This window comes from Pseudomonas sp. GXM4 (genome assembly GCF_008923895.1).
GTDB lineage: Bacteria > Pseudomonadota > Gammaproteobacteria > Pseudomonadales > Pseudomonadaceae > Aquipseudomonas > Aquipseudomonas atacamensis.
Genome location: NZ_WBRZ01000376.1, coordinates 1 through 4043, shown reverse-complemented (window position 1 = coordinate 4043; position 4043 = coordinate 1). Strand labels below are relative to the sequence as shown.

Sequence of the window (4043 nt, the reverse complement as noted above, 5' to 3'; positions counted from 1 at the left end):
TAGATGCGCTGGCCCCATCGCTGGCAAGCCAGCTCCCACAGGTTTTCGATCGAATTCGGACATTGCCAGATTTCCGTTCACGCAGCGCCTTACCACCGCTGCACCCTGCTCTGAACGGCCTTACCCGGCTCCCTCGGCTCGGGTGAATTTGCAGGCGCCTTCGGGCGCCTTTTTTTGTCCGTTCAGATCAGCGGCCAGTCCTGCAAAACCCGATAGCGACCCTTGTGCGATTCGAACAGAGCGAAGCGTTCAGCACGCAGAAAGAACTCCGGCGGCGTGCGCGCTTCCGGCTCCGGCGCGCGGTACTCCCGCGCCAGTGTCAGGTGCGGGCGGAACTCGTGGGTGGGCTCGTCAAAACCGAACGGCAGCATCGCCTGCTCCAGCGCGTAGACCAGGCGCAACAACGCGGGCGGCGCCTGTTCCGGTGCCAGCGATAGCACACCGGGGCGATGCCAGACCTGCAAACGATCCAGCGCAATGCGCAACGTTTCGCCGGGAATACGCACACTGCTCGCTGCTTCGCAGACGCCGTGAATCTGCGCCAGCGGCACCGCACCGAGAAACAGCAGGGTCAGATGAAAATTATCCGCCGGCACCGGTTTGCCGCTGCGCAGGCCCAGTTCCGCGCGCCACTGGGCGATTGCCTTGCGCTGCGCCGGCGGGCAATCCAAAGCGAAAAACAGCCGTTTCGACGGTTCCTGCCTGCGCACTTCATCCATCATCGCCCTGCCCCCATATCGTCATGATCGCGCCGATTCTACACAGCCTGTTCTGACGACTCGCGACAGGAAGCTATAGTTCAAGGATTGCCATCAACCGGAGGCTGCCATGCGCGAGATCCTCAGCAAAGAACCCTGGTGGGCCCGGCCACCACATCCCGGACAGGACGAAAGCGAACTGGAATGGGGCTGGCTGGTGCATTACAGCGAAGGCGAACCGCGCTTCGAATTCGTTCGCGAAAGGCCCAGCGACGAGCAGATTCGCAACCGCAAAAGTTGCCGGGTCACCCCCTCGGCCGAGTGAATAGACCCTGTGAGCACTAATCCTGTGGGAGCGAGCCTGCTCGCGAAAGCGGTGTGTCAGATAAAGAAATGTTACTGATACGACGCTTTCGCGAACAGGCTCGCTCCCACAGGGTCATGCATTGATCAGTGGGGTTGGGTGTCGCCGGCGGCGGTGTCGATGCTGACAACCACTGACATCCCCGGCCGCAAGCGTTCTTCTTCCTGCTGATCGGCATCGATGGTGATGCGCACCGGCACGCGCTGGGCGATCTTGACGAAGTTGCCGGTGGCGTTGTCGGCCTGCAGCAAGGCAAATTCCGAGCCGGTGCCCGGCGAAATATGCTGCACGTGGCCGGTGAATCTGCGGTGGTTCAAGGCGTCGACGGTGAAGCGTACCGGTTGCCCGACGCGCACGTTGGCCATCTGGGTTTCCTTCATGTTGGCGATCACCCACTTCTGGTCCGGGACCAACGCCATCAGCTGCGCGCCGGAGTTGACGTAGGCGCCGAGGCGCACGCCGATCTGCCCGAGCTGACCGTCGCGCGGGGCGACAATTCGCGTGTTCGACAGATCGATCCGCGCCAGTTGCACCGCCGCTTCGGCACTGGCCACGGCGGCTTCCAGCGAGCCGCGATTGACTATCACCGTTTGCAGATCCTGCCGGGCGATTTCCAGATTGGCCTTGGCCTGCGCCACAGAAGCCGTGCTTTGCGCGTTGGCAGCGAGGGTCACGTCAAATTCGCGCTTGGACACCGAGCCGTCGCGCACCAGCTCCTGATTACGCCGCAGATCGGCCTCGCTCTTGCGCAACTGCGCCTGGCTGTCGGCGAGCACCGCCTGACGCAATTTGATCGTTGCTTCGGCGCTGTTGCGCTCCTGCACGACGTTGGCCAGTCCGGCCTTCTGCACTGCCAGTTGTGCCAGGGACTGGTCGAGGCGCTGCTGATAAATGCGGTCGTCCAGACGCACCAGCAGGTCCCCGGCCTTGACGTATTGGAAGTCCTGCACCGGCACTTCGAACACATAGCCGCTTAGCTGCGGGCCGATGATCGTCACCTGCCCGCGAATCAAGGCGTTTTCGGTGGTTTCGACCGCACTGCTGAACGGCGGCAGTTGCCAGGCATACAACACGATCAACACGCCGACGATGGCGATTGCGGCAAAGCCCAGCGAAGAAATGATCCGCACCCGCAGCGAACGCGGCGCAGTGTTGGGTGATGACGGCGGCGCCTCCCCTTCAGGTGTGGCGGCGATGGCGTTGGTGGTTGTGGTGGTCGGTTCGGTCATGAAGAAGTGGCACCGCTGGGTGGTACGGAAGGTGTCGGCTCAATGGCTTTGGTGGTGCTCATCAGCCACAACGCGCGAATCGAAAGCCAGATCATGGTCAGGACGGCAATGACCGCGATCAGCATGAAGACATCGTTATAGGCCAGCACGTTCGCTTCGCGTGTCGCCGCATTGGCGAGGCTGCGAATGCCGGCCAGATTGCGCAGGCTCGGGTCCGCCAGCAAACCGCCGAAGGCCGAGCCGCCGCTCTGCACCCGCGCGGCCACCAACGGGTCGGACATCACCAGATGATCGACGATGTGGCTGGAATGGTACTTCTCCCGCACGATCTGAAAAGTGCCGAGCAACGCCGCGCCGAGCAGTCCGCCGAGGTTATTGCAGATCCCGAACAGCACGGAAAAACTCACCAGGTTGCGCGGATTGGTCAGCACGTTGCGCGTGCCGAAGACCATGGTCGGGCCGAGAAAAAACGTGCTGCCGAATGCCAGCAGGAACTGGCTGAAATACATGTTGGCGGGACGGGTGAGGTTATTCGAGAAGCTGTCCATCACCGAACCGGTGGCCATCAGCGCCAAGGAAATGATCAACGGCATCAGCAAATGTTTGGGGTCGATGGTCAACGCGCTGGTGGCAAGCCCGGCGATGCTGCCGATCAGCATCACCACATACAGACTGTGCAACTGCTCATAGCCCATGTTGAGGTTCTGCATGAACCCCACGGCGCCGGTGGATTGCTCCGAGGTGACCATGCGGATCAGAGTCACCGCCAGCGCTAGGCGGATCATCGTTCCGCTGCCCAGCCAGCGGGTCATCAACATCGGGTTGCTGCGGTTGTGCTCGATGGCCAGGCCCATGATGATCAGCGCGATCGAACAGGCCAGCGCCACGCCGATCCAGTCTGCCTCCAGCCACCAGTCGATCCGCCCCAGCGACAGCACCGCGCACAACAAAGCTACACCCGTGGCGAGGATGGCGAAGGTCAGGAAATCGAGTTTTTCAAAGGTTTTGAAGCGGTCACCGGGCGGTAATTTCAGTAGCAAGACACAGCCGAGTGACAGCAGGGCCATGCCCAATTCGAACAGGTACAAACCGCGCCATTCGGCGATCTGCAACAGGTCTTCGGAAAACAGCCGCGCCAGCGGTAACGCCAATTGCGACGTGCCGAGGCCGAGCACCAACGCTTTGAGCCGCCACTTCGCCGGGAACGCCTGGACCATGTAATACAGACCCAGCGAGCTCAGCGCAGCACCAACCATGCCGTGGGCAGCCCGCACCGCCACTGCCGAGTTCAAATCGTTGACGAACAAATGGCCGAAGGTCACTAGGGCATACAGCACCAGAAACACCTCGGTGAATGCGCGCAAACCGAACTGCTGGCGAAACTTCACCAACAGCAAGTTCATCGACACGTTGGTCATCACGTAGGCCGCCGGCAGCCAGGCCATCTCCGCCGTGGTCGCGCCGAGCGAGCCTTGCAGGTAAGGCAGGTTGGCAACCACCAACGAGTTGCCCAACCCACCAGTCACCGCCACCAGCACGCCAACCGCCGCATAAGCCAAGCGCTTGGGCGTGGAGTGCAACGGGGTCGATGGGGAACCGGGCAGGCTGGGCTTTTCGTGGGGTTGCCAGTTGCGCGGGGCGTATTTATCCATGGATCGGCCTGGTGCTGGGGGTAGAGGAAGTTTGCCGCAATTTGACGGGCAATACACGACTCGACGGACACCAAGGAACCCGGTGGGAGCGAGCCTGCTC

At 61.9% G+C, this 4043-nt stretch carries 4 protein-coding genes; 1 reads left to right on the top strand and 3 read right to left on the bottom strand.

The features are described from left to right. Positions 1-182 precede the first annotated feature (182 nt). Positions 183-722 carry an RNA 2',3'-cyclic phosphodiesterase gene (gene thpR, locus F8N49_RS26120; RefSeq protein WP_071172838.1) on the bottom strand — a complete coding sequence of 180 codons (540 nt, stop codon included), beginning with the start codon at positions 720-722 and terminating at the stop codon, positions 183-185. 106 nt (positions 723-828) lie between these two features. On the opposite strand from thpR, the gene F8N49_RS26115 reads away from it, so the two are divergent. Then, entirely contained in the window at positions 829-1023 is a 195-nt protein-coding gene (locus F8N49_RS26115) for a hypothetical protein (RefSeq protein WP_110600946.1), read from the top strand. Between the two features lie 125 nt (positions 1024-1148). Here F8N49_RS26115 and F8N49_RS26110 read toward each other — a convergent pair whose 3' ends face one another. Further along, the gene (locus tag F8N49_RS26110; protein WP_151553161.1) at positions 1149-2291 is read right to left on the bottom strand and encodes an HlyD family secretion protein; all 1143 of its coding nucleotides are present in this window, start codon (positions 2289-2291) and stop codon (positions 1149-1151) included. Then, entirely contained in the window at positions 2288-3943 is a 1656-nt protein-coding gene (locus F8N49_RS26105) for an MFS transporter (protein WP_122603017.1), read from the bottom strand. Before F8N49_RS26105 ends, F8N49_RS26110 begins: the two co-directional genes overlap by 4 nt. Between the last annotated feature and the right edge of the window lie 100 nt (positions 3944-4043).

Bases quoted from the DNA above. Each gene is read 5' to 3' on its own strand.
- F8N49_RS26105 (WP_122603017.1), bottom strand. From the start codon at position 3,943: ATGGATAAATACGCCCCGCGCAACTGGCAACCCCACGAAAAGCCCAGC.
- thpR (WP_071172838.1), bottom strand. From the start codon at position 722: ATGATGGATGAAGTGCGCAGGCAGGAACCGTCGAAACGGCTGTTTTTC.
- F8N49_RS26110 (WP_151553161.1), bottom strand. From the start codon at position 2,291: ATGACCGAACCGACCACCACAACCACCAACGCCATCGCCGCCACACCT.
- F8N49_RS26115 (WP_110600946.1), top strand. From the start codon at position 829: ATGCGCGAGATCCTCAGCAAAGAACCCTGGTGGGCCCGGCCACCACAT.